The sequence below is a fragment of the Streptococcus sp. DTU_2020_1000888_1_SI_GRL_NUU_041A genome, from assembly GCF_032387735.1.
Lineage (GTDB): Bacteria > Bacillota > Bacilli > Lactobacillales > Streptococcaceae > Streptococcus > Streptococcus sanguinis.
In genome coordinates, this window is sequence record NZ_CP135591.1 from 881,338 (window position 1) to 906,491 (window position 25,154).

The window sequence follows — 25,154 nt, forward strand, 5'->3', positions numbered from 1 at the left end:
ATGCAAACAATATTGATTACACTTACCATTGTAGCAGCCCTTGTCTTGATTTTGCTGGTTAGTCTTCTTCCCAGAGAGAGCCAGCAATTTTACAGAGACATCAATACATCGATCGGCAAGTCAGGCTACTGGGAAACCCACCTCGCAAAGAAAATTCTAGTTCTTTTAGCAAGCCTTGCCCTGATTGTGCTCATGATTTTCTTTATGATTCAATCTATCTAGCATCTGTTTAGGAAGTTACTCAGACGACTGCTAAATAAGAAAGACCCTCTATTGCAGACAATAGAGGGAATTTTTATAAGCAAATTTTGGATGTAAAGGTTTTAATTTCTGAAAGCACCTTGATATTTTTCTGAAAAGGAGTAAACTGGATATACAAGTGATGGAGGTTTGGTATGAAATTATATGTTCAGTTGATGATTATTTTTATGATTTCCCTCGTTGGAGAAGGAATTTCAAGTGTTTTCCACCTGCCTGTTCCGGGCAGTATCATTGGTTTAGTCTTGCTATTTTTGGCGCTGCAGTTCAAGCTCCTGCGCCTACGCCATATCAGTATGGTTGGCAATTTTCTCTTGGCAAATATGACCATCCTTTTTCTGCCTCCAGCAGTTGGTATCATGGATAAATTTCAGGTCATTGCACCTTATCTGCTGCCGATTATTTTGATTGTTTTAGGAGCGATTGTGCTCAATGTCTGCGTGATTGCAGTTGTGGTGCAGCTGATTAAGACTCGTTTTGAAGGAGATTATGAGGAAGGAGACGCCAGCAATGTCTGATTTATGGAGCAACCCTCTCTTTGGCCTTGCCTTGTCTATCTTGGCCTATCTGTTCGGCCTATTGATTTTTCGGAGATTTCCTCATCCCTTGACAACTCCTTTGCTGATTGCAGCAGTTTTGGTTATTGCTTTTTTGAAATTAACCGGTATTTCCTACAAGGATTACTATGTCGGCGGCTCCTATTTAAACAACCTAATTGTGCCATCTACGGTTGCTTTGGGGATTCCGCTTTACAAGACTTTTCATTTGATGAAGCACCATGCGCGCAGTATTTTGATTGGGACCTTTGCGGCGGTTGTAGTCAATACCAGCTTTACGGCTCTGCTGGCTAAGTTTTTCGGCATGGATTTCTTTCTGGCTGTTTCTCTTTTTCCGAAATCTGTCACAACGGCCATGGCTGTCGGTATCACGGACAAACTGCAAGGACTTGCCACAGTGACATTAGTGGTGGTGGTTGCGACGGGCATTCTGACCAGTGTCTTAGGACCAACGCTTCTTAAGCTTTTAAAAATCACAGACCCGGTAGCTATCGGTCTAGCTTTAGGGGGAACTGGCCATGCGGTAGGAACGGGAACCGCCTTTAAATACGGCCAGGTCGCAGGAGCTATGGCAGGACTTGCGATTGGCGTGACCGGCCTTATGTATGTTCTGGTCAGCCCCATCGTGGCAGCCATTATTTTGAAGTAAAAATAAACAAGGTTGAAATGTTTTGTTTCAACCTTGTTTTGCCTATTGAAGATTTAGTTTGTTTTTTACAATGGCATAGATTGTAAAATAGAAACCGAAAATTTTGACCAGTTCAAAGACGATTCGGATAATAATGAAGCCATCTAGCATCTGTTCAAAGTCCGAAGAGGAGTAACTATAATCATATAAACTAAGTAGTCCATATGAATCAAAAGAACTAGGTAAGAAGATTGACAGGACCGCCAGAACACTCCAAATCAAAAATCCGAAAAGCACAGCCATCATAATCCGATTCTTCTTAAATAGCTGTCCGACTGAGATTGCTAGATAAAAGAAGAGGATACCAGAAAGGATTTGAAGGAGATTAAGGAAGCCGTATTTGACAATCCAAAGCCATAAATCTGGGATTTCGCCAATATATTTAAAAATCTCATTAAATGAATAGCCGGTAATAGGGAGGGCAATGCCAAAAATGACAAGGCCGCTAATAAACATGATTAGCATACACAAGAGGGTCCAAACAAATGCGGAAAGAAGCTTAGACAGAAGAATCTGATGCGGCGTAACCGGCAAGGTCCAAGTCAGGTAGCCCTCTCGTCCAAAAACATTTTTATAAAACCGACGGATAATAATGATTGTATTGGATAGAAAGACAGCGCAGGATGCAGAAAAAAGCAAGAGGAAGAGTAGGTATAAAGTGACAATAACACCACTAGTAGCCATTGGGTAGTCACTATAGCGTTCCATAACCTCAGGTCTCAAGCTGCTGCCAGTTATAAATCCCATCAAGATAGAGAGAGACAGAAGAATGGCAAAGGTGATACAATACCATTTGTAATTAGACTTAAAGTCGTATTTAAACAGTTTTCCAAACATATAATGAAGACCTCCTAATAAAAGCGAAACTGGCTGCGGAAGAGATTATCAATGGATTGATTGTACTGTTGACGCAGCTGATTAGCATTTTCATGCAAAAAGATCTGACCTTGGTTAATCAGGATTACTTCATCCAAGATTGGCTCGATATCCGCAATCAAGTGGGTGGAAATGATGACAGAAGACTGAGGCGTGCGGTTTTGGATGATGGTCTGCAGGATATAGTCACGAGCAGCCGGATCCACACCACCTATAGGCTCGTCTAGGATATAGAGTTCCGCATGGCGGCTCATGACCAAAATGAGCTGCATTTTTTCTTTGTTTCCTTTTGAAAGGCTTCCGATGCGCGCTTGAGGATCGATATGAAGATCCTTTAGAAGCTGCATGGCTTTCGCGCTGTCAAAATTATCATAAAAATCTTGGAAATATTTTACAGCTTCGATTACTTTAGAGCTGTCGCTTAGATAAGTCGTATCTGGTAGATAGGAAACGATTCTTTTGGTATCAGGAGAAGGTTTAACTCCTTTTAGATAGATATGACCAGAGGTAGGCTGCAAGAGACCATTGATAAGCTTAATAATAGTTGTCTTGCCGCTGCCATTAGGACCTAGAAGTCCGATGATTCTGCCAGGCTGGATGTTTAAGCTCACATCGTACAGGGCGGGTGCGTCGCCATAATTTTTATGGACATGGTCAAGATAGACCAGAGGATACTGATTCATACATGTCTCCTTTATTTTCTTCAATTTACAATTATTATACCTTTTCCTTAGGAAAATGGCAAAGAAAGCCGGAAAGGGTGAATGGAATCTTTCTGTTCAGTCAAACTCCTATTTCCCTCATTCAGTGAATTGCGGTATAATAGTTATAAGAAGAAGCAAAGCATGTTCAAGGAGAAAAATGTGGTGATACAACTTGATACCAAGACTGTTTACAGTTTTATGGATAGCTTGATCCCGATAAAGAAATATGTGCAGAAAGCCAAGGGGTTAGGATACAGTCATCTGGGCATGATGGATGTGGACAATCTCTATGGAGCCTATCATTTCTTAGAGGAAGCTGAATCTGCGGGACTACAGCCGCTTTTAGGATTGGAGCTGAGTCTGATCAAGGCAGAGCAGGAGCTTCATCTCCGTCTGCTGGCCTTAGACAGTCAGGGCTATCGCAATCTGATGAAAGTCTCGACTCTCAAGATGATGGGACAAAAAAACTGGGAGGATTTCCAGCATCTCTTTAAGGGATTGGCTGTAATTGTTCCTGCTTTTGACGGAGTAGCAGATCTGGATTTGGGTTTGGATTTTTATGTTGGAATATTTCCAGCAACGCCCAAGCAGGAGTTTGGTCGACCAACCCTGCCCCTGCATACCGTCCGATATTTTGACACGGGGGATTTGGAAACCTTGCAGATGCTCCAGGCTATTCGAGAAAATGCCAGCCTGCGGGAGATTGGCAGCCTTCCCAATCATGAGTTTTTGCTGGCACCAGATGCTCTGGCAGGAGCTTTTAAGGAAACTTTCCCAGAGAGTCTGGCTAATCTTGAGAAGCTAGTCCGTCATGTTCACTATGATATCAATAGGGAGCTGAAACTGCCGCGCTTTAATCGGGAGCGACCAGCCGTGGAAGAGTTGCGGGAGCGCTCCGAAGCTGGCTTGCAGAAACGCGGTTTAACTGGTGAGCTCTATCAGGAGCGGCTGGACCAGGAGCTGGATGTCATTCATCAGATGGGCTTTGATGATTATTTTCTCATTGTCTGGGATTTGCTGCGCTTTGGTCGCAGTCAGGGCTATTATATGGGCATGGGCCGAGGATCAGCTGTCGGCAGTCTAGTGGCCTACGCTTTGGAGATTACTGGGATTGACCCAGTCAAGAATAACCTGCTCTTTGAGCGTTTTCTAAATCTAGAGCGCTATACCATGCCCGATATTGATATCGATATTCCTGATGTTTACCGGCCGGAGTTTATCCGCTATGTTCGGGACCGCTATGGCAGTATGCATGCAGCTCAGATTGTGACCTACTCGACCTTCGGAGCCAAGCAGGCCATTCGCGATGTTTTCAAGCGCTTTGGTTTGCCAGAGTATGAACTGACCAATATCACCAAGAAAATCCGCTTCGGGGATAGTCTGACCACTGCTTATGAGAAAAATATGGCCTTTCGTCAGATTATCAATAGTAAGCTGGAATATCAAAAAGCCTTTGATATTGCTAAAAAGATCGAAGGTCATCCCCGTCAGACTTCTATCCATGCAGCTGGCGTTGTGATGAGCGACAATGACCTGACAGACCAGATACCGCTCAAATACGGTGAGGACATGTATATCACCCAATATGATGCCCACGGTGTGGAGAGCAACGGTCTTCTCAAGATGGACTTTCTGGGCTTGCGCAATCTGACCTTTGTCCAGCGGATGAAAGAAGCAACCCTGAAAAAATATGAGGTAGATATTGAGATTGCTGAGATTGACTTGGAGGATGCAGAAACTCTGAAACTCTTTGCGGCTGGCCAGACCAAGGGGATTTTCCAGTTTGAGCAGCCAGGTGCAATCAGCCTGCTTAATCGGGTTCAGCCAGTTTGCTTTGAGGAAGTAGTGGCCACAACCTCTCTCAATCGTCCTGGAGCCAGTGATTATATTGACAATTTTGTCAAGAGAAAACATGGACTGGAGCAGGTGGAGTTGATTGATGACAGTTTGGCTGATATTTTAGCTCCGACTTATGGTATCATGCTCTACCAAGAGCAGGTTATGCAGGTAGCCCAGCGTTTTGGTGGCTTTAGTCTGGGGAAAGCCGATATTTTACGAAGAGCAATGGGTAAGAAAAATGCTGCTGAAATGCATCGCATGCAGGAGGACTTTGTTGCAGGTGCTCTCAAGCTAGGGCATTCGGAATCCAAAGCCAAGGAAGTCTTTGCTATTATGGAGAAGTTTGCTGGTTATGGCTTTAACCGCAGCCACGCCTATGCCTACTCAGCTCTGGCCTTTCAGTTGGCTTTCTTCAAGGCTCACTATCCAGATGTTTTCTTTGATGTCATGCTTAATTATTCTAGCAGTGACTATATCACCGATGCCCTGAGTTTTGACTTTGAAACAGCACCCCTTAGCATCAATAATATTCCCTACCATGATAAGTTTCAGGATAAAAAGATTTTTTTGGGTCTGAAAAATATCAAAGGCTTGCCTAGGGATTTGGCATACTGGATTATCGAAGAGCGACAAAATGCTGCCTTTACTGGGGTAGAAGACTTTATTCTGCGCCTACCTCAGAATTACCATAAGATTCCACTGCTGACTCCTCTAATCCAGCTGGGGCTCTTTGACAGTTTTGAGAAAAATCGCCAAAAAATTTTAGCCAATCTGCCTAATCTATTTGTATTTGCGGATGAGCTAGGTAGTCTCTTTGCGGATACGACTTATTCTTGGACAGAGGCTCAGGATTTTAGCGATGCTGAAAAGTTTGAGCTGGAACAGAGCATTATCGGTGTGGGGCTTAGCGATCACCCCTTGGTTAAACTGGCCAAAGAAGCGGACCAGCCCTTTAGCTGGATTAGTGAGCTGACGGAAAATAGCAGAGCTAAGATTTTAGCTCAAGTCCAGACTATCAAGACTATCCGGACTAAAAAGGGTGAGAATATGGCCTTCTTGCAGGTTTCAGATACGAAGAAAAAACTGGATGTTACCCTCTTTCCTGATACCTATCGTCAGTTGGCCGAACGTATTAAGGAGAAGGGGATTTACTACTTGACTGGCAAGGTGCAGGAACGGGATGGACGATTACAGTTGGTCTTGTCAGATATCGAAGAAACCACTACAGAACGCTTCTGGATAAAGCTTGCGGGCCATGAACATGATCGGGAAATATCTCAGATTTTGCAGAAATACCCCGGTAATATTCCGGTTGTCCTGCGTTATGAAGATGAGAAGCGAACCATGTATGCACCGCATTTTCGAGTGGAGAAATCGGAGCAGCTGCAAGAGGAATTAAAGAATTATACTATGAAAACGATTTTTCGTTAAAAAATATGGAAAATAAGAGAATTTTCATGATGATTGTGGTATAATCTATAAGAATGTTAAAAAGAAAAAGGAGCAAAAAGCGAAATGAAACGTATTGCTGTTTTGACTAGTGGTGGTGATGCCCCTGGTATGAATGCTGCCATCCGTGCGGTTGTTCGTAAAGCAATTTCCGAAGGAATGGAAGTTTACGGTATTTATGATGGTTACGCTGGAATGGTAGCTGGCGAGATTTACCCACTTGATGCAACATCAGTTGGTGACATTATTTCTCGCGGTGGAACTTTCCTTCACTCTGCTCGTTACCCTGAGTTTGCCCAAGTTGAAGGGCAGCTGAAAGGGATTGAGCAGCTTAAAAAACATGGAATCGAAGGTGTCGTTGTTATCGGTGGAGATGGATCTTACCACGGTGCGATGCGCTTGACAGAGCATGGCTTCCCAGCTGTCGGTGTTCCAGGAACCATTGACAATGATATCGTCGGAACAGACTTCACTATCGGTTTTGATACTGCTGTTACTACAGCTATGGATGCGATTGACAAGATTCGGGATACCTCATCCAGTCACCGCCGTACTTTCGTTATCGAAGTAATGGGTCGTAATGCTGGTGATATTGCTCTTTGGGCAGGTATTGCATCTGGTGCGGACGAAATCATCGTTCCTGAAGAAGGTTTCAAGATCGAAGAAGTTGTTGAAAGCATTAAGAATGGCTATGCCAAGGGTAAGAAGCACAACATCATCGTCTTGGCTGAGGGTGTCATGTCAGCGGATGAATTCGCTGAGAAGCTAAAAGAAGCTGGTGATATGAGCGACTTACGTGTCACAGAGCTCGGACATATCCAGCGTGGGGGCTCACCGACTGCGCGTGACCGTGTTCTTGCATCTCGTATGGGAGCACATGCTGTTAAACTGCTTAAAGAAGGTATCGGCGGAGTTGCTGTTGGAATCCGCAATGAGCAGATGGTTGAAAGCCCAATTCTGGGAACTGCTGAAGAAGGAGCACTCTTTAGCTTGACTGCTGAAGGCAAGATTGTTGTCAATAATCCGCACAAGGCTGATCTGGACTTGGCTGATTTGAACCGCAGCATCAATATTTAATTATTATTTGTTATTCAGGCCAAGAGGCCAAATAGAAGAAGGAGTTTCATACAATCATGAATAAACGTGTAAAAATCGTTGCAACATTAGGTCCTGCGGTAGAAATCCGCGGTGGAAAAAAATTCGGTGATGACGGATATTGGGGAGAAAAGCTGGATGTTGAAGCATCAGCTCAAAACATTGCTAAGCTGATTGAAGCTGGCGCAAACACATTCCGTTTCAACTTCTCACACGGTGACCATGCTGAGCAAGGAGAGCGCATGGCAACTGTTAAGCGTGCAGAAGAAATTGCTGGTCAAAAAGTTGGTTTCCTTCTTGATACAAAAGGACCAGAAATTCGTACAGAATTGTTCGAAGGCGATGCAAAAGAGTATTCATACAAAACTGGTGAAAAAATCCGTGTTGCTACTAAGCAAGGTATCAAATCTACTCGTGAAGTAATTGCTTTGAACGTTGCTGGTGGATTGGACATCTATGATGATGTTGAAGTTGGCCGTCAAGTATTGGTTGACGATGGTAAACTTGGTCTTCGTGTTGTCGCAAAAGACGATGCTACTCGTGAATTTGAAGTAGAAGTTGAAAATGACGGTATCATTGCTAAGCAAAAAGGTGTGAACATCCCTAACACTAAGATTCCTTTCCCAGCACTTGCTGAGCGTGACAATGACGATATCCGCTTTGGTCTTGAGCAAGGAATCAACTTCATCGCGATTTCATTTGTACGTACTGCAAAAGACGTCAACGAAGTTCGTGCAATCTGTGAAGAAACTGGTAATGGACACGTTCAACTGTTCGCGAAAATCGAAAACCAACAAGGTATCGATAACTTGGACGAAATCATTGAAGCTGCTGACGGTATCATGATTGCCCGTGGTGACATGGGTATCGAAGTGCCATTCGAAATGGTTCCAGTTTACCAAAAGATGATTATCACTAAGGTAAATGCAGCTGGTAAAGTGGTTATCACAGCAACTAACATGCTTGAAACCATGACAGAAAAACCACGTGCAACTCGTTCAGAAGTATCAGACGTGTTTAACGCTGTTATCGACGGAACTGACGCAACTATGCTTTCAGGTGAGTCTGCAAATGGTAAATACCCACTTGAGTCAGTAACAACAATGGCTACTATCGATAAGAATGCTCAAACCCTTCTTAACGAATATGGCCGTTTGACAACTGATAACTTTGAGCGCAACTCTAAGACTGAAGTTATGGCTTCAGCAGTTAAAGATGCTACAAACTCAATGGATATCAAATTAGTAGTTACCCTTACTAAGACAGGTCACACAGCTCGCCTGATTTCTAAATACCGTCCAAACGCTGATATCTTGGCTATCACTTTTGACGAATTGACTCAACGCGGTCTTATGCTGAACTGGGGTGTTATTCCAGTGACTACTGAAACTCCATCTAATACAGATGATATGTTTGAAATCGCTGAAAAGATTGCAGTTGAGCAAGGCTTGGTTGAATCTGGTGATGATATCGTTATCGTTGCTGGTGTGCCGCTTGGTGAAGCAGTTCGTACCAACACAATGCGCATCCGTACAGTACGTTAATCTAAGATAATAAGAAGAACCGTTGATTGAAAAATCATCGGTTTTTTCTCTTGTCGAAGTGACGACCATTATCTTATGTGGGAAGAAGGACACATAAGCGTTTTGATTTTTGAAATAAGATTGTCCCTTTGTCTATTTTATCTAAAAATGATATAATGGTATAAAAGAGATGGGAGAGACGAATGTTAAAGAGAGATTTATTAAGAAATATCATTATTTTTTCAGTACTGGCAGCTATTATTATAGGACTGAGAGTTTTTATTTATACGCCTTATCGGGTGACTGAGCAAGACGGCAATGCTTACTTGGCAAAGAATGACTTGGTCTTGGCGACGAGAAAGCAAGACATCAAGCGTGGGGATTTTGTCCTCTATGAAGTGGACGGCAAAGACTATGTCGGCCGGGTCATTGCCCAGGAAAAGGATCAGGTAACCTATATGGATGATCTTCTTTACCTGAACGGTCAGGTCATGTCGGAAGAATATATCGAGAAAATGCGCGAGAAATATTTGGCTTCAGCAGGAAGTTCGGGTTACTACACTCATGATTTCTCTATTATGGATTTAAAAGACTCAAAGTCTGATAAAATTACTAAAGATTCTTATCTGATTCTTAATGACCGACGTGAAAATACGAAGGATAGCCGAGAATTTGGGCTCATCAAAGCCAGTCAAATCAAGGGAGTGGTGGAGTTCCGACTTTCACCGCTTAATGAATTTGGTTTTATTAAGAATAAATAAATTGAAGTCTATTTTCAACCAAGGCAGGGCAAGCCTTGGTTTTTTTCTTTGAAAATCAACTTTCAAGTTACAAGTAAACATAAAGATACTTGTCTTAATGTGGTATACTAATATCAAAAGACCGATAAAGAAGACTGCTCTTGAAGTCAAGAAAGAAAAAATTATTATTTTTGGCTATACTTGCACTGAGTTTTCTGACTGCATGTAGCAGCATAGTAAATAGAGATGGTGAAAAAATATGGATGTCAGAAACAGAAATGACTGAGCTTCATAAGAAAGAGAAAAAGCTTGCACTTTATATCATTAATCATTATGAAGATGTTCAAAAAATTGAATTTGATGAATTTTCCAAGAAAAAGTTCTGGGAAGCAGGTTCTGTTAGTGTGATTGTAAATGACACCAGCTATATACCACATATTTCTTTGGACTCAAAGGATAAAAACTATAATATAAATGATAGTTCTCGCACTGATTCTACAGAATTGACTTTTCGTCTGAAAAAGAAAGAGAAGGTCACAAATTTTAATGATACGGGTGAGACAGATGTTATTTACTCTGGAGAAAATGCTTGGCTGACGACTGAGGAAAAAGTAAAGTTACGCAACCAGGAAGAGGGGATGGCTCTATTTTTACTGAATCACTATGAAAATGTTGAAAAAATTGAATTTACAAAGATTTCAAGAAAGCCTTTTGGACAGGCAAGATATGCTGCTTTACTTGTTAATGATAAGATAAAGATTTATACCGACCTAGATGATAGCTATGACAACTATTATTTGTCTGACAATCCTGAAAAAGACGGCCTGAAAGCTAAAGAGAAACCAACAAATTTGCAAAGTCTAGATAGTATTACTGTTATTTATTATACAGGGAAATGAAGGATGTGTTGCAATGAAAAAGCCAGACTGACTTAATCATCGAACTGGTTTTTTCGTGTCTCTTGGTGAAAGATGTTTTGCCATACTTCGTGGCGGCGCCAGAGGCTGGTATGGATAACACCGTCCATTTCATAGCGGATGAGCTTGGTTTTCTGGCTGACAGAGAGCAGTTCAAAGTTTTTGATAGGTGTTTTTGAGGCTCTTTCTGCCTGAAACTCAGCTTTGTTCAGTTGTCGGCCATCTTGGGAAATGTAGAGAAATTCGGCGGACAGAAGTGTATCCAGTTGGCTGCCTTGCTCTACGAGTTGCTCACGAATGAGTAGGTTTGGGTAAAGATTTTCCAATCTCTCATCCTCGGGGATGGGAGCAGGCTCAATATGAATGTCAATATCAAAGACTCCGAAGCGCTCCATCAACATATCCTCAACCTGGTCCGCAATCTCATGGCTTTCAAAAACAGACAAATCCGGATTCATTTCCAAGATAATATCCAGATAGATATTACTGCCATAGGTCCGGCCACGCTGCGACTTGACCTGAGTGATTTTAGGAATTTCCAGTATAGCTTGCTTATAGTCCTGCAGCAAGCTTTCATCAAATCCGTCGGACAGGCTGAAGGAAGATTCCATAAAGATATCATAGGCAGTCTTGAGAATGAAGAAGGTAATGATAATGGCTGCTAGCTTATCAACGATTGGGAAATTGAAGGCACTGGCAATGATAGCAACTGAAGTGCCAATAGAAGTGACAGCGTCTGATAGGTTATCCTTGGCTGCGGCATCCAGAGCCTTGGAGTGAGCTTTTTTAGCTAGCGTTTTATTGTAAAAATAAACACCCAACATAATGATTGACGAGATAATCCCGACCACGGCACCAACAGGGTCAAGCTTGGTTTCTTGATTGGAGATGATCTTCTGAATGGTCTCAATCAAGACATCAAATCCAACGAAAAACATGATGAAAGATGTGATGAGACTGGCCAGATCTTCTATCTTCCAGTGGCCAAAGCGATGGTCACGGTCGGCTGGTTTTCTAGCCATACGCAGGCCAATTAAAACGGCGATATTAGCCACGATATCAGAGACGTTGTTGAAGCCATCGGCCGTCAGACTGGAGGACTGGAGGGTCGAGCCTGCGATAATCTTGAACGCGGAGAGAATCAGATAGGTAGCGATGGAAAGGATGGCTCCTCTCTCCGCTAGCTTCAGATTGTTACTAGGATTTTTCATGACAGCCTTTCTTTTTATGCGGGGCAGTAGAATGGAAAAGAGACTTGCGAAAAAGTCATCTCTGAACAGTTGCTCTAAGTCTCATATGGGCATATTATAGCAAAAATAGGCCTGATTTTCAATTTGCGTCGGGCTTAGGGTGCCTTAGATGACTTTGTCGAAAATCTAATCTAAAATCAGGAATTCCTCTTCTTTCTGGTTTAGCTTCATCAGGATTTTTGTTATAATAGTAGCATTGACTTTGAAAGAGGAAGAAAAATGCATCCTTTATTAAACGGTATGAATGACCGTCAGGCTGAGGCGGTTCAAACAACAGAAGGGCCTTTGCTGATTATGGCGGGAGCTGGATCGGGTAAGACCCGTGTCCTGACCCACCGCATTGCCTATTTGATTGATGAAAAAATGGTCAATCCTTGGAATATCCTTGCCATTACCTTTACCAATAAGGCGGCGCGGGAGATGAGAGAACGGGCTGAAAAACTTAAAACGGAAGCTCAAGATTGCTTAATCGCTACCTTCCACTCCATGTGTGTACGCATTCTGCGGCGAGAAGCAGATCATATTGGCTACAACCGTAACTTCACCATCGTTGATCCAGGTGAGCAGCGGACTCTGATGAAGCGAATTCTTAAAAATCTCAATCTAGATCCTAAAAAGTGGAACGAGCGCGCCATTCTGGGTACTATTTCCAATGCTAAGAACGACCTGATTGATGAGGTGGCCTATGCGAATCTAGCTGGTGATATGTATACAGAGATTGTGGCCAAGTGCTACAAAGCTTATCAAAAGGAATTGCGCCAGTCCGAAGCTATGGACTTTGATGACTTAATCATGCTGACCCTGCGCCTTTTTGATCAAAATCCTGATGTTCTGATCTACTACCAGCAACGTTACCAGTATATCCATGTGGACGAGTATCAGGATACCAACCATGCCCAGTACCAGCTGGTCAAGCTCTTGGCTTCTCGCTTTAAGAATATCTGCGTGGTCGGAGACGCTGACCAGTCTATCTATGGCTGGCGGGGAGCCGATATGCAGAATATCCTGGACTTTGAAAAGGATTATCCTGAAGCTAAGGTAGTCTTGCTTGAGGAAAACTATCGTTCCACCAAAACCATTCTTCAGGCAGCTAATGAAGTCATCCGAAACAACCGCAACCGCCGTCCTAAAAATCTCTGGACTCAAAATGAAGACGGTGAAGAGATTGTCTACTATCGGGCTAATGACGAGCAGGACGAGGCTCTTTTTGTCGCCCGAACTATTGATCAGCTGAGCCGAGAAGGCTACAGTCATAAGGATTTTGCAGTCCTTTACCGGACCAATGCCCAGTCACGTACGGTGGAGGAAGCCTTGCTCAAGTCCAATATTCCCTATACCATGGTTGGTGGCACCAAGTTCTACAGCCGTAAGGAAATACGCGATGTCATTTCTTATCTCAATCTCATCGCCAATCCTAGCGATAATATTAGCTATGAGCGCGTGGTCAATGAGCCTAAGCGTGGTGTCGGACCAGGAACGGTGGAGAAAATTCGGGATTTTGCGTCCAGTCAGGAAATGTCTTTACTGGATGCGTCAGCCAATATCCTGCTGTCGCCAGTCAAGGGTAAGGCGGCTCAGGCGGTCTATGATTTTGCCAATATGCTTCTGGATTTGCGGGAGCGCTTGGATGATTATACAGTAACGGATCTGGTAGAGGCTGTATTGGAAAAGACAGGCTATGCTGCATCCTTGGCAGCCCAGGCAACCTTGGAAAGCCAAGCACGGATTGAAAATATCGAAGAATTCCTGTCTGTAACTAAGAACTTTGATGAAAGTCCAGATAATCCTAGTGATGAGTCTGGCCTTGATAAGCTTAGCCGTTTTCTCAATGATTTAGCCTTGATTGCAGACACAGATGACGGAGATACGGAGAGTTCTGAAGTGACTTTGATGACCCTCCACGCAGCCAAGGGATTGGAATTTCCAGTCGTCTTTCTGATTGGTATGGAGGAAAATGTGTTTCCTCTGAGCCGGGCGTCTGAAGATGAGGATGAGCTGGAGGAGGAGCGGCGTCTGGCCTATGTCGGTATCACTCGAGCAGAGAAGATTCTTTATCTGACCAATGCTAATTCCCGTATGCTTTATGGTAAAACCAACTATAATCATCCTACTCGCTTCTTGAGAGAAATCAGCTCAGACCTGCTAAACTATCAAGGACTGGCTCGACCGGCAAACAGCTCCTTTAAAGTCAGTTATACTAATAGCGATACAAGCAAATTCGGTCAGGGCATGAGCCTGGCCCAGGCTCTACAAGAGCGGAAACGTCAAGCGGCACCTAGTTCCATTTCTACAGGCAGTCTGCCTTTTGGAAAGAGTGGTCAAAGCCAGCCAACTAAGCCGGAAGTTGCTTGGGCTATCGGAGATATTGCCCACCATAAGAAATGGGGCGATGGGACAGTTCTAGCAGTCTCTGGCAGCGGCAACAGTCAAGAGCTCAAGATTAATTTCCCAGAAGTCGGTCTGAAGAAAGTGCTGGCCAGCATAGCACCGATTGAGAAAAAATCATGATGAGGCAGTCGATTGAAGCCTGGCTCTTTCATCCAGAGGATGGAGAAATCTTGCTCTTGAAAGTGGAAGCTGAGAAAGTTTCCTTTTGGCAGCCCATTACTGGTGGGATTGAGAGCGGCGAGAGTCCAGAAGAGGCCTGCCTTCGTGAAATAAAAGAAGAGACTGGCTTGCTCTTAGCTTGTTCAAATCTGACTAGTCTTGGAGATTTTACGGTAAAGATTGATGAAAATCTGACCATCCACAAAAATCTCTTTCTAGTTCTGACAGAGCAGAAAGAAATCCGGATTTCTGATGAGCATGTGGGAGCTCAGTGGGTAGCTTTAGACAAAGTTTCGTCGCAGTTGTACTGGCCCAGCAATCAGGCGACTTTTGAGATTATATCTGAGAAGCTATAAGATATAGCTTCTCTTTATTTCTTTTGATAAGGAAATTCTATTAGTCAAGCGGGGCGTTTAGTGGTAGACTTATCACATAACTATAGTGAGGTGACCTTATGACACGTGAATTTAAATTTGAAACTCTGCAGCTTCATGCCGGACAGACAGTTGATCCGACAACCAAGTCGCGAGCTCTGCCTATTTACCAGACAACTTCCTATGTGTTTGACGATACTCAGGAGGGAGAAGATCTTTTTGCCCTACGTAAGCCGGGCAATATCTACACTCGGATTACCAATCCGACCCTGTCTGCTTTTGAGGAACGGATTGCGGCTTTGGAGGGTGGAGTCGGAGCTCTAGCGACAGCTTCTGGTATGGCGGCCCTTACCTATACCATTTTAGCTTTGGCGCATGCTGGCGATCATGTAGTAGCAGCTTCCACCATCTACGGCGGTACCTTTAATCTGCTCAAGGAAACCCTGCCTCGCTATGGCATTACCACGACTTTTGTGGATATCGAAAACTTGGCTGAAGTAGAAGCAGCTATTCAGGACAATACCAAGCTGGTTCTGATTGAAAGCTTGGGCAATCCTTTGATTAATATTCCTGACTTTGATGCTTTGGCAGAGCTGGTTCATGCTCATAAAATTCCGCTGATTTCCGACAATACCTTTGCCACTCCTTATCTTATCAATGTCTTTTCTCATGGAGTGGACATCGCGGTGCATTCTGCGACCAAGTTTATCGGTGGTCACGGAACCAGCATCGGTGGTGTGATTGTAGACAGCGGTAGTTTTGACTGGGAAGCTTCTGGCAAGTTTCCGCAGTTTGTTGATCCGGACCCGAGCTATCACGATATCAGTTATACGCGCGATGTCGGAGCGGCAGCCTTTGTTACTGCTGTCCGGACTCAGCTCTTGCGCGATACGGGTGCAGCCATGTCTCCCTTCAATGCTTTTCTCTTCCTGCAGGGGTTGGAAACACTCTCTTTGCGTGTAGAGCGCCATGTGTCCAATGCCGAGAAGATTGTGGAATTCTTAGCAGGGCATCCTAAGGTTGAGCAGGTCAATTATCCCAAGCTTGCTGAGAGTCCTTACCATGCTTTGGCAGAAAAATATTTCCCTATAGGAGTGGGCTCTATCTTCACCTTTAATGTCAAAGGCGGAGAGAAAGAAGCTCGTAAGGTTATTGACAGCCTAGAGATTTTCTCTGACTTGGCCAATGTAGCAGATGCTAAGTCTCTGGTTGTCCATCCAGCTACGACGACTCATGGTCAGATGTCGCCAGAGGCTCAGCTAGCAGCAGGCATTACACCAAATCAAATCCGTCTCTCTATCGGCTTGGAAAATGTGGATGACTTGATAGAGGATCTCAAACTAGCTTTGGAATCTATCTAGTTTTCAAGACCTCTAGACTGAGCAAATAAGATTAAAACTAGGTTGCAAATAAGCTGCACCCCAAAAGCTAGATTTTTTTTGTGTCTAACTTTTGGGGTGCAGTGCATTTCGCCTAGTTTTTTGTTATAATAGGATGAAATATATAAAATAGTAGGAGATTAAAATGACAATTTCGGTGATTGTTCCGTGTTTCAATGAAGAAGAATCTATTCCTTTGTTTCATGAAGCTATGGAAGCGGTCAAATATAAAATCCGTGACCAGTTTGAATATATTTTTGTCAATGACGGATCGACGGATCAGACTTTGCCTGTTTTACGTGAGCTCAGCAGTCGCTGTCCAGATGTACACTATCTGTCCTTTTCTCGCAATTTCGGAAAAGAAGCAGCTCTATATGCTGGTTTGCAAGAGGCGAGTGGGGATTTTGTGACGGTCATGGATGTGGATTTGCAGGATCCGCCAGAGCTCCTGGTTGAGATGAAGGCTATGCTGGACTCGAATCCTGAGCTGGACTGTGTGGGGACCCGTCGTACTACCCGAGAGGGAGAGCCGCCTATCCGAAGCTTTTTTGCCAATTTGTTTTACAAGTTGATAAACAAGATTAGTCAGGTAGAGATGGTGGATGGTGCGCGTGACTTTCGACTGATGCGCCGCCAGATGGTAGAAGCTATTCTGGAAGTTTCAGAGTACAATCGCTTCTCCAAGGGAATTTTTGCCTGGGTTGGCTTCAATACCGAGTATTTGGAATACAAAAATGTCGAACGAGTGGCTGGCAAGACCTCTTGGAATTTCTGGTCTCTTTTCAACTATTCTTTGGAAGGCATTGTCAATTTCTCTGATGCGCCGCTCAACATCGCCTTTTTAGGAGGTATCCTCTCTTGGATTTTAGCCTTCATCCTGATGGCAGTGATTATTATTCGCACCTTGGTTTTTGGTGACCCGACATCGGGTTGGCCGTCCCTTATGACTGTCATTCTCCTTATCGGCGGCTTCCAGCTGCTGACCATCGGCATACTGGGTAAATACATTGGCAAAATCTTTATGGAAACCAAGCATCGGCCGATTTATGTGATTAAGGAGAAGAGTAAATGATTTTCCAGAAACGTTTTTCTGATTTTAAAAACTATCTTCTTTTAAATAAATCGTCTGCCCTAGTTATTTTTATTATTTATTCAGTAGTCAATATTAATATCGGTTTAGCTGAGTATCCCTATATTGATGATATTGGAAGACAATTACAAGGCTATTCAAAATTCTCTGAACATTATTCAAGATATTTAAGTGAGTATTCCGCTCGTTTAATACAAGGTGGGGATCATCTGACAGAACTAGGCTTGACTTCAAATATTCTGTCAGCTTGTTTTTTAACTTTAGCGAGCTTAATTTTATTGTTTGTCTTATATCCCAATAAGAAAATTTCTTTTATAACAGCATCTGTTTCAACTATTATAGGGATTAATCCGTGGTTTTTAGAGCCATTAAGTTTTAGATTTGACAATCCTTTTATGACTTTAAGTATATTAGTTTCCATCATTCCATTTATTTTCTGGGATAATAAAAAAATATTTGGAGTTATGTCAGTTGTTGGTATATTCTTAATGTGCAATTCATACCAAGCTTCTTCAGGAGTGTACATTATTGTAACCATGACGCTAGTATTTTTAGAATTATTGCAAGGAAGTTGTTTTAAAGAAAAAATTCCTAAAATTTTCATCTCAATGTTGTCATATGTAATCGGTTTGCTTTTATATCGTATACAAATTTTTATAAAGCCACCTATTTTTGCTGATCAAGCTGATATTCCAAAGGGATTAGAGATGATTAAAATAATCGGGGTGAATGCTGCAGGATATTTGAACAATATATTTTTTCAAAGTTCAACTATCTGGGTTTTATTAACGATAATTGCTATATTTCTCTTAACTATCAGTGTGATTCGCTTATCCAGAACTAAATTCCTTTTAAACTTTGTTTACATGTTGATTTGGCTAAGTTTAGGAAGTGTGTTTAGCTATGGAACCTATTTGATTTTGTCTAATCCTTATTATCTTATGAGACCAAGATATGAATATGGTTTCGGAATTTTTTTAGCGATAATCTTAATTGTTAGCTTAGAGTGCGTTGAAAAGAGTAAAATTCTACGTAGAGGGAAGTCCTTCGTCTCGGGATTATTAGTTTTTTATTTCTTATCTTTCTCTTTTGCTTATGTGAGCAGTTTAAAACAACAAAATGAAATGTTCAAAGCACAGAGCATATTGCTAGCTTCCTCTCTAAACAAGTACATTACACCCGAAAAAACAGTTATTAATGTGAATCGCTTTCTTTCTGATTCGCCAGTATTTAGCAATACAGCTTCTGTTTATCCAATGTTAAAAAGTTTGATTATGCCAAATACAAATGTTTCTTGGGATATGACATTGAGATTTAATAGCATAACGAACTTAAACGTCGATTTCAAATTAATCGATATTGCTAATATAGATTTTAGTAGTGAAAATTACACATTACTTGAAGAAACAAAGTTATATAATATTTATCTTGAAAAAAATGAATTATTTGTTATCATGAAGTAGAATCTTCCTAAGAGAGAAATAAAGAAAAGATTCATTTTAATATGATTATGCATTGTTAAAGTTTATACTGTCAATTTGAAATGATGCTAAGTTTTCTGATTATCACTTGCATAATGTTGCATCATTTATATATGGAGTGTAAAAAGTATGAGATTTTTTTCCTAAAAATGATTAGAGGTATGATTCGACCAAGCAGATTTTTTCTGCTTTTTTTGTTATAATAAACTCATTAAATGTTTATGATGTGAAAGGAAAGACAAATGATTTTAATTACAGGTGCGAATGGACAGCTGGGTACAGAGCTTCGCTATCTTTTGGATGAGCGCAATGAGGAGTATGTGGCTGTTGATGTGGCGGAAATGGACATTACCAATGCCCAAATGGTGGACAAGGTCTTTGCGGAAGTCAAGCCAAGCTTGGTCTATCACTGCGCAGCCTATACCGCAGTTGATGCTGCTGAAGACGAAGGAAAAGAGCTAGACTATGCCATCAATGTGACTGGGACAGAAAATGTGGCAAAAGCTGCAGAAGCACACGGAGCGACCTTGGTCTACATCTCAACAGACTATGTCTTTGATGGACAAAAGCCTGTCGGAGAGGAGTGGGAAGTAGATGACCGACCAGACCCACAGACTGAGTATGGCCGTACCAAGCGCATGGGCGAGGAGCTAGTTGAGAAATATTCCAGCCGTTTCTATATTATCCGTACTGCTTGGGTCTTTGGTAACTACGGTAAAAACTTTGTCTTTACCATGCAAAATCTTGCTAAGACGCACAAAACTCTGACTGTAGTCAATGACCAGCATGGCCGTCCGACATGGACTCGTACTCTGGCTGAATTTATGACTCATCTGACTGAAAACCAAAAGGAATTTGGTTACTACCATCTGTCTAATGATGCGGCTGAGGACACGACATGGTATGACTTTGCAGTGGAAATTCTCAAAGATACAGATGTGGAAGTCCAGCCGGTTGATTCCAGCAAATTCCCGGCCAAGGCTAAGCGGCCTTTCAACTCAACTATGAGCCTGACCAAGGCCAAGGCTACAGGCTTTATCATTCCGACTTGGCAGGATGCCTTAAAAGAGTTTTACAAGCAAGAGAAGAAACAGTGATTTTCTTTGACGTTAATAATAGCGACAGAACTTAGTTTCAAACTAGGTTCTGTTTTTTTTCTAGCAGACTAAAGAAACGATTTTCATGCGCGTGCTCTGCTGGAGAAAGATTTGGCTTGAAGATGCGGGTGGGAAATGATAATGAGAAGAATTTTCCACAGATGTTATCCCCTTAAAATAAAGATGTTTCAATTTGATGAAATTCTGTGGATAACCTTTATTATTTCATTCAACTATGTTACAATGTTACTATAAATAAAATAGAAGAGGTGTGTGAATATGTCACGTAAACCATTTATTGCTGGTAACTGGAAAATGAACAAAAATCCTGAAGAAGCAAAGGCTTTTGTAGAAGCGGTTGCTGCTAAGCTACCTTCTTCAGATTTAGTAGAAGCTGGTATCGCTGCTCCAGCACTTGATTTGACAACTGTTTTGGCAGCAGCTAAAGGAAGCAATCTTAAGGTTGCAGCGCAAAATGCTTACTTTGAAGATGCAGGTGCTTTCACTGGTGAAAACAGCCCTAAAGTTCTTGCAGAAGTTGGAGTTGACTACATTGTTATCGGTCACTCAGAACGCCGCGATTATTTCCATGAAACAGACCAAGACATCAATAAAAAAGCGCACGCTATCTTCCGTAATGGTTTGGTGCCAATCATCTGCTGTGGTGAGTCGCTTGAAACTTACGAAGCTGGTAAAGCTGTAGATTTCGTTGGTGCTCAAGTATCAGCTGCTTTGAAAGACTTGACAGCTGAGCAAGTTGCATCATTGGTTATCGCTTATGAGCCAATCTGGGCTATCGGTACTGGTAAGTCAGCAACTCAAGACGACGCTCAAAAGATGTGTAAAGCAGTTCGTGATGTTGTCGCAGCTGACTTTGGTCAAGAAGTAGCAGACAAGGTTCGTGTTCAGTACGGCGGTTCTGTAAAACCTGAAAATGTCGCGTCTTACATGGCTTGTCCAGATGTTGACGGTGCTCTTGTTGGTGGTGCATCACTTGAAGCTGAAAGCTTCTTGGCATTGCTTGATTTTGTAAAATAAAAAATGTTGAAAAAAGACTTGTCCTCCCAAAGGTGACAAGTTTTTTAAAAGTTGGAGAGAAAAGTTGAAATCGAAAGAATTAGTTTATTTAGCGAGTACGGCTATTTTGTTGGCAGCGACTGCCAATGTTGCAAAAGCCGAGGAACATACTGTCGCTGAGTCAGGAGTTTTAAAAACAGAAAGGTCTGTTAGTTCCGAGAATCAGACAGTGAATGCGGCCGCATCACAAACGTCTAATCAGCTGACTGTAGCAGTATCATCTGCAGAACAGTCAGTTCAAGCTGTTAAGCAAGAGGAGGAAGCAACGAACGCTACAGGAACAGCTATTGAGTCTGGAGGAGCAGCTCAATCAGTTCCTGTAGAAACTCAGGTAGCTTCTGCTAAGCCAGAAGGGCAAAGTCAGCCAGATGCAAATGCTTCTAATCAGAATGAAACTGCAGCTGATCAGTCAGCAAAAGAAAGTTCTTCTGTTGCAGATTCTGCTATTGCCTCAGAGCCCAAGGCTAGTCCTGCAGTAGCATCAGCACCAAAAGCTAGTAGTGCTGGAAAAACTGTATTTTATAATGCGGGGTCAAAGGCTCAGGCAGCCCGCGGGAATTCCCAAGCAGAGATTAAAGGTACTTCCTTTGTAGATGTCAGCAGCCACAATGGCCATATCAGCGTAGACGACTATCGTAAATTAGCCCAGCAAGGGGTTGGAGGTGTCGTTGTCAAACTGACAGAAGGAACCCATTACACTAATCCATTTGCTGAGTCTCAGGTGAGAAATGCGCAGGGAGCTGGTTTACAAGTATCGACCTATGCCTTCTCGCACTATACCAGTGATGAAGAAGCGAGAGCAGAAGCTCGTTATTACGTTGCCTTTGCTAATAGACTAGGCCTGCCTAAAAACACAGTCATGGTCAATGACATGGAAGATCCTAAAATGCAAAATGGGATTAACCAGCATACCCAGGCTTGGGCGGATGAGATGCGCAGACTGGGTTATTCAAACCTGATGTACTATACCAGTGCCAGCTGGCTGGATCAAAATAATCTTCGCAGCAAGGGACCGGTTAATACGTCGCAATTTGGATATAGCAACTTCTGGGTGGCCCAGTATCCGTCCTCTAATTTAAATCTTGATGGAGCTAAATCTCTCAAATACAATAGTGGCGCTGGAGCATGGCAGTTTACAGCCCAGGCTCAGCTGTTAGCTGGTAAGCATGTATTTGATCATAGCGTTGATTACACTGGGAGATTTACCCAGCAGTCCGCTCTTGCTAAGCAGCCTTTGAAGGGTAACATCAGTATTCAGAATAAGAATAATGTCAACGGCAGCTTTGATGTTGTGATTTCGAACGTTTCTGCTCCTTATGGAGTGTCTGTCGTTAGTGTTCCAGTGTGGTCTGAAGCTAATGGTCAAGACGATATTATCTGGTACACAGCCACTCAGCAGGCCAATGGTACTTATAAAGTTTCTGTTGATTCTAGCAGACATAAGGATTCAGTTGGCAAGTACAATGTCCATCTCTACTATGTCCGCAACGACGGTCAATTAGTCGGTGTTGGTGGTACTACAACCAATGTATCTGTCATCAAGCCACAGGGCAAAATCAGCATTCAGAATCGCAACAGCGAAACTGGAGATTTCGATATTGTAGTTTCAGGTATCTCATCCCCAGGTGGTCTTAAGACTGTCTCTCTGCCAACTTGGTCAGAGGCCAACGGTCAGGATGATATCAAGTGGTACAACGCGGAACGTCAGCCGGACGGCACCTATCGTAAGCGAGTACGTATAAGCGACCACAATAATGTGCAGGGCGAGTACAACGTCCATCTCTACTATGTCCAAAATGACGGCCGATTGGTTGGTGTAAGCGGAACTAAAACGACCGTTTCTCTTGGCAAGCCTAAGGGCACTATCAGTATTCAAAATCGAAACAAAGAAACCGGCGATTTTGATATTGTGGTTTCAGGTATTTCATCTCCGGGCGGTCTGAAGGAAGTTTCCCTGCCAACTTGGTCTGAGGCTAACGGCCAAGATGATATCAAGTGGTACAACGCTGAGCGTCAAGCTGATGGCACCTATCGTAAGCGTGTCCGTCTGAGCGATCACAAAAATGTTGAGGGTGAGTACAATGTGCATCTCTACTATGTGCAAAATGATGGCAGCTTGGTAGGTGTAAATGGCACTAAAACGACTATTTCTATAGAAAAACCAAAAGTTCAAGGCAAAATCAGTATTCAGAATCGCAACAGCGAAACTGGCGATTTTGATATTGTGGTTTCAGATATCGTATCGCCAGGCGGTCTCAAGACTGTTTCCCTACCAACTTGGTCAGAGGCCAATGGCCAAGATGATATCAAGTGGTACAATGCTGAGCGTCAGGCTGACGGTACTTATCGGAAACGAGTTCGACTGAGCGATCATAACAATGTCCAAGGCGAATATAATGTGCATCTCTACTATGTGCAAAATGATGGCAAGCTAGTAGGAGCAGGTGGCATCAAGACCAACGTTTCTATCAGCAAGCCGCAGGGCAAAATCAGCATCCAGAATCGCAACAGCGAAACCGGCGATTTTGATATTGTAGTTTCAGGTATCGTATCTCCAGGCGGTCTGAAGGAAGTTTCCCTGCCAACCTGGTCAGAGGCCAACGGTCAAGATGATATCAAGTGGTACAACGCAGAACGTCAGCCGGATGGTACCTATCGTAAGCGAGTCCGTGTGAGTGATCACAAAAATGTTGAGGGCGAGTACAATATTCATCTCTACTATGTGCAAAATGATGGCAAGCTGGTTGGTGCTGGTGGCATAAAGACTAATGTTTCTCTAGGTAAGCCAAAGGGCAACATCAGTATTCAAAATAAGAATAATGTCAACGGCAGTTTTGATGTTGTGATTTCGAACGTTTCTGCCCCTTATGAAGTGTCTGCTGTCAGTGTTCCGGTTTGGTCTGATGCTAACGGTCAAGACGATATTATCTGGTATACGGCTACTCAACAGGCTAATGGTACCTATAAAGTTACTGTTGAATCTAGTAAACATAAAGACTCAGTTGGTAAGTATCATATCCATCTTTACTATGTCCGTAACGACGGGCAGTTAGTCGGTGTTGGCGGTACTACAACCAATGTGTCAGCAGTTAAACCACAGGGCAAAATCAGTATCCAAAATCGCAACAGCGAAACTGGCGATTTTGATATTGTGGTTTCAGATATCGTATCGCCAGGCGGTCTGAAAGGAGTTTCCTTGCCAACTTGGTCAGAGGCCAACGGTCAGGATGATATCAAGTGGTACAACGCAGAACGTCAGCCGGATGGTACCTATCGTAAGCGAGTTCGTGCGAGCGACCATAACAACGTTCAGGGCGAATATAATGTACATCTCTACTATGTGCAAAATGATGGCAGGCTGGTAGGAGCAGGTGGCATCAAGACCAATGTTTCTATCAGTAAGCCGCAAGGTAAAATCAATATTCAAAATAAAAATAATGATACTGGAGAGTTTGACATTGTAGTATCAGGCATTGTGGCACCAGAAGGCCTCAAGACAGTTTACTTGCCGACTTGGTCAGAGGCCAACGGCCAAGATGATGTCCAATGGTACACGGCTGATCGTCAGGCTGACGGTACTTATCGTAAGCATGTTTACGCACGTGACCATAAGAATAATGCAGGCGAATACAATGTTCACTTGTATTACTTAAATAATCAAAATCAGTTGCAAGGAGCTGGTGGAGAAAAGACCTCTATCTCCGTGAACCGTCCTCAGTCAGCTAGTCAGCGCGACCGTGTTCTTGCGGCGGCAGCTGCAATGGTAGGTGTCAGGGGAGGTAGTGCTGAGCATCAGCGCTTGGTCAACGATTATAACAGTGTCAGACCGCTGCCAGTTGGCTACGCTGTAAAAAACACAGATGACTGGTGCGACATTTTCACGACGGTTATTTTCCAAAGAGAGGGCTTGAGCGATCTTATCGGCCGCGAGTGCGGTGTTGAGCGCCATATTCATATTTTCCAAAGACTAGGTATCTGGAATGAAGATGGTAATTCGACTCCTAGCGCAGGTGATATCATCACCTTTAACTGGGACAAAGATACCCAGCAAAACGATGGTTGGGCTGATCATATCGGTATTGTCGAAAAAGTTGAAAATGGCATCATTCACACGATTGAAGGCAACAGCAATAACGTAGTTAAACGCAATACTTACCGCATCGGTCATGGAAATATCCGTGGTTTTGCGACACCTCGTTATAGATAAACATAC

General features: G+C 42.9%; 19 protein-coding genes. 16 read left to right on the forward strand and 3 right to left on the reverse strand.

Annotation, left to right across the window (positions count from 1 at the left end):
* The 3 genes from asp5 to RSK81_RS04465 all read left to right on the forward strand — a co-directional run bounded on the left by asp5 (position 1) and on the right by RSK81_RS04465 (position 1,464).
* Positions 1-222 carry an accessory Sec system protein Asp5 gene (gene asp5, locus RSK81_RS04455; protein WP_002925299.1) on the forward strand — a complete coding sequence of 74 codons (222 nt, stop codon included), beginning with the start codon at positions 1-3 and terminating at the stop codon, positions 220-222.
* Between the two features lie 173 nt (positions 223-395).
* Complete coding sequence (locus RSK81_RS04460) at positions 396-776, forward strand: CidA/LrgA family protein (RefSeq protein WP_002900667.1); 381 nt, start codon at positions 396-398, stop codon at positions 774-776.
* A complete protein-coding gene (locus RSK81_RS04465; protein WP_002897855.1) occupies positions 769-1,464 on the forward strand; it encodes an LrgB family protein in 696 nt (231 codons plus the stop codon). Before RSK81_RS04460 ends, RSK81_RS04465 begins: the two co-directional genes overlap by 8 nt.
* 42 nt (positions 1,465-1,506) lie before the next feature.
* Here the strand turns inward: RSK81_RS04465 and RSK81_RS04470 are convergent, their stop codons facing one another.
* Positions 1,507-2,340 (reverse strand): lantibiotic ABC transporter permease, encoded by an 834-nt coding sequence (locus tag RSK81_RS04470; RefSeq protein WP_315687558.1) that lies wholly within the window; start codon positions 2,338-2,340, stop codon positions 1,507-1,509.
* A gap of 14 nt (positions 2,341-2,354) precedes the next feature.
* Positions 2,355-3,062 carry an ABC transporter ATP-binding protein gene (locus RSK81_RS04475; protein ID WP_002900663.1) on the reverse strand — a complete coding sequence of 236 codons (708 nt, stop codon included), beginning with the start codon at positions 3,060-3,062 and terminating at the stop codon, positions 2,355-2,357.
* Between the two features lie 180 nt (positions 3,063-3,242).
* On the opposite strand from RSK81_RS04475, the gene RSK81_RS04480 reads away from it, so the two are divergent.
* The 5 genes from RSK81_RS04480 to RSK81_RS04500 all read left to right on the forward strand — a co-directional run bounded on the left by RSK81_RS04480 (position 3,243) and on the right by RSK81_RS04500 (position 10,628).
* Positions 3,243-6,353, forward strand: a complete 3,111-nt coding sequence (locus RSK81_RS04480; RefSeq protein WP_032913443.1) for a DNA polymerase III subunit alpha — start codon at positions 3,243-3,245, stop codon at positions 6,351-6,353.
* Between the two features lie 84 nt (positions 6,354-6,437).
* Positions 6,438-7,448 carry a 6-phosphofructokinase gene (pfkA, locus tag RSK81_RS04485; RefSeq protein ID WP_002895919.1) on the forward strand — a complete coding sequence of 337 codons (1,011 nt, stop codon included), beginning with the start codon at positions 6,438-6,440 and terminating at the stop codon, positions 7,446-7,448.
* A 56-nt stretch (positions 7,449-7,504) separates the two neighbouring features.
* Complete coding sequence (gene pyk / locus RSK81_RS04490; RefSeq protein WP_002897851.1) at positions 7,505-9,010, forward strand: pyruvate kinase; 1,506 nt, start codon at positions 7,505-7,507, stop codon at positions 9,008-9,010.
* A gap of 182 nt (positions 9,011-9,192) precedes the next feature.
* The gene (gene lepB, locus RSK81_RS04495) at positions 9,193-9,750 is read left to right on the forward strand and encodes a signal peptidase I (protein WP_002900661.1); all 558 of its coding nucleotides are present in this window, start codon (positions 9,193-9,195) and stop codon (positions 9,748-9,750) included.
* Between the two features lie 140 nt (positions 9,751-9,890).
* A complete protein-coding gene (locus RSK81_RS04500) occupies positions 9,891-10,628 on the forward strand; it encodes a hypothetical protein (RefSeq protein WP_002900660.1) in 738 nt (245 codons plus the stop codon).
* A gap of 32 nt (positions 10,629-10,660) precedes the next feature.
* Here the strand turns inward: RSK81_RS04500 and RSK81_RS04505 are convergent, their stop codons facing one another.
* Positions 10,661-11,857 carry a cation diffusion facilitator family transporter gene (locus RSK81_RS04505; protein WP_002900658.1) on the reverse strand — a complete coding sequence of 399 codons (1,197 nt, stop codon included), beginning with the start codon at positions 11,855-11,857 and terminating at the stop codon, positions 10,661-10,663.
* Between the two features lie 258 nt (positions 11,858-12,115).
* Between RSK81_RS04505 and pcrA the strand changes: the two genes are divergently transcribed.
* The 8 genes from pcrA to RSK81_RS04545 all read left to right on the forward strand — a co-directional run bounded on the left by pcrA (position 12,116) and on the right by RSK81_RS04545 (position 25,148).
* Positions 12,116-14,404 (forward strand): DNA helicase PcrA, encoded by a 2,289-nt coding sequence (gene pcrA, locus RSK81_RS04510; protein WP_002912153.1) that lies wholly within the window; start codon positions 12,116-12,118, stop codon positions 14,402-14,404.
* Entirely contained in the window at positions 14,401-14,799 is a 399-nt protein-coding gene (locus RSK81_RS04515) for an NUDIX hydrolase (protein ID WP_002912155.1), read from the forward strand. The genes pcrA and RSK81_RS04515 overlap by 4 nt, the downstream gene beginning before the upstream one ends.
* A gap of 98 nt (positions 14,800-14,897) precedes the next feature.
* A complete protein-coding gene (locus tag RSK81_RS04520) occupies positions 14,898-16,178 on the forward strand; it encodes an O-acetylhomoserine aminocarboxypropyltransferase/cysteine synthase family protein (protein ID WP_315687560.1) in 1,281 nt (426 codons plus the stop codon).
* A 163-nt stretch (positions 16,179-16,341) separates the two neighbouring features.
* Positions 16,342-17,268, forward strand: coding sequence for a glycosyltransferase family 2 protein (locus RSK81_RS04525; RefSeq protein WP_002910092.1), 927 nt, complete (start codon positions 16,342-16,344; stop codon positions 17,266-17,268).
* A complete protein-coding gene (locus RSK81_RS04530) occupies positions 17,265-18,749 on the forward strand; it encodes a glucosyltransferase domain-containing protein (RefSeq protein ID WP_268682129.1) in 1,485 nt (494 codons plus the stop codon). The genes RSK81_RS04525 and RSK81_RS04530 overlap by 4 nt, the downstream gene beginning before the upstream one ends.
* A 260-nt stretch (positions 18,750-19,009) precedes the next feature.
* Positions 19,010-19,864 (forward strand): dTDP-4-dehydrorhamnose reductase, encoded by an 855-nt coding sequence (gene rfbD / locus RSK81_RS04535; RefSeq protein WP_002910090.1) that lies wholly within the window; start codon positions 19,010-19,012, stop codon positions 19,862-19,864.
* Between the two features lie 279 nt (positions 19,865-20,143).
* The gene (tpiA, locus tag RSK81_RS04540) at positions 20,144-20,902 is read left to right on the forward strand and encodes a triose-phosphate isomerase (protein ID WP_002900651.1); all 759 of its coding nucleotides are present in this window, start codon (positions 20,144-20,146) and stop codon (positions 20,900-20,902) included.
* A gap of 64 nt (positions 20,903-20,966) precedes the next feature.
* On the forward strand, positions 20,967-25,148 hold the full coding sequence (locus tag RSK81_RS04545) for a GBS Bsp-like repeat-containing protein (protein WP_315687563.1): 4,182 nt from the start codon (positions 20,967-20,969) through the stop codon (positions 25,146-25,148).
* The last annotated feature ends 6 nt before the right edge of the window (positions 25,149-25,154 follow it).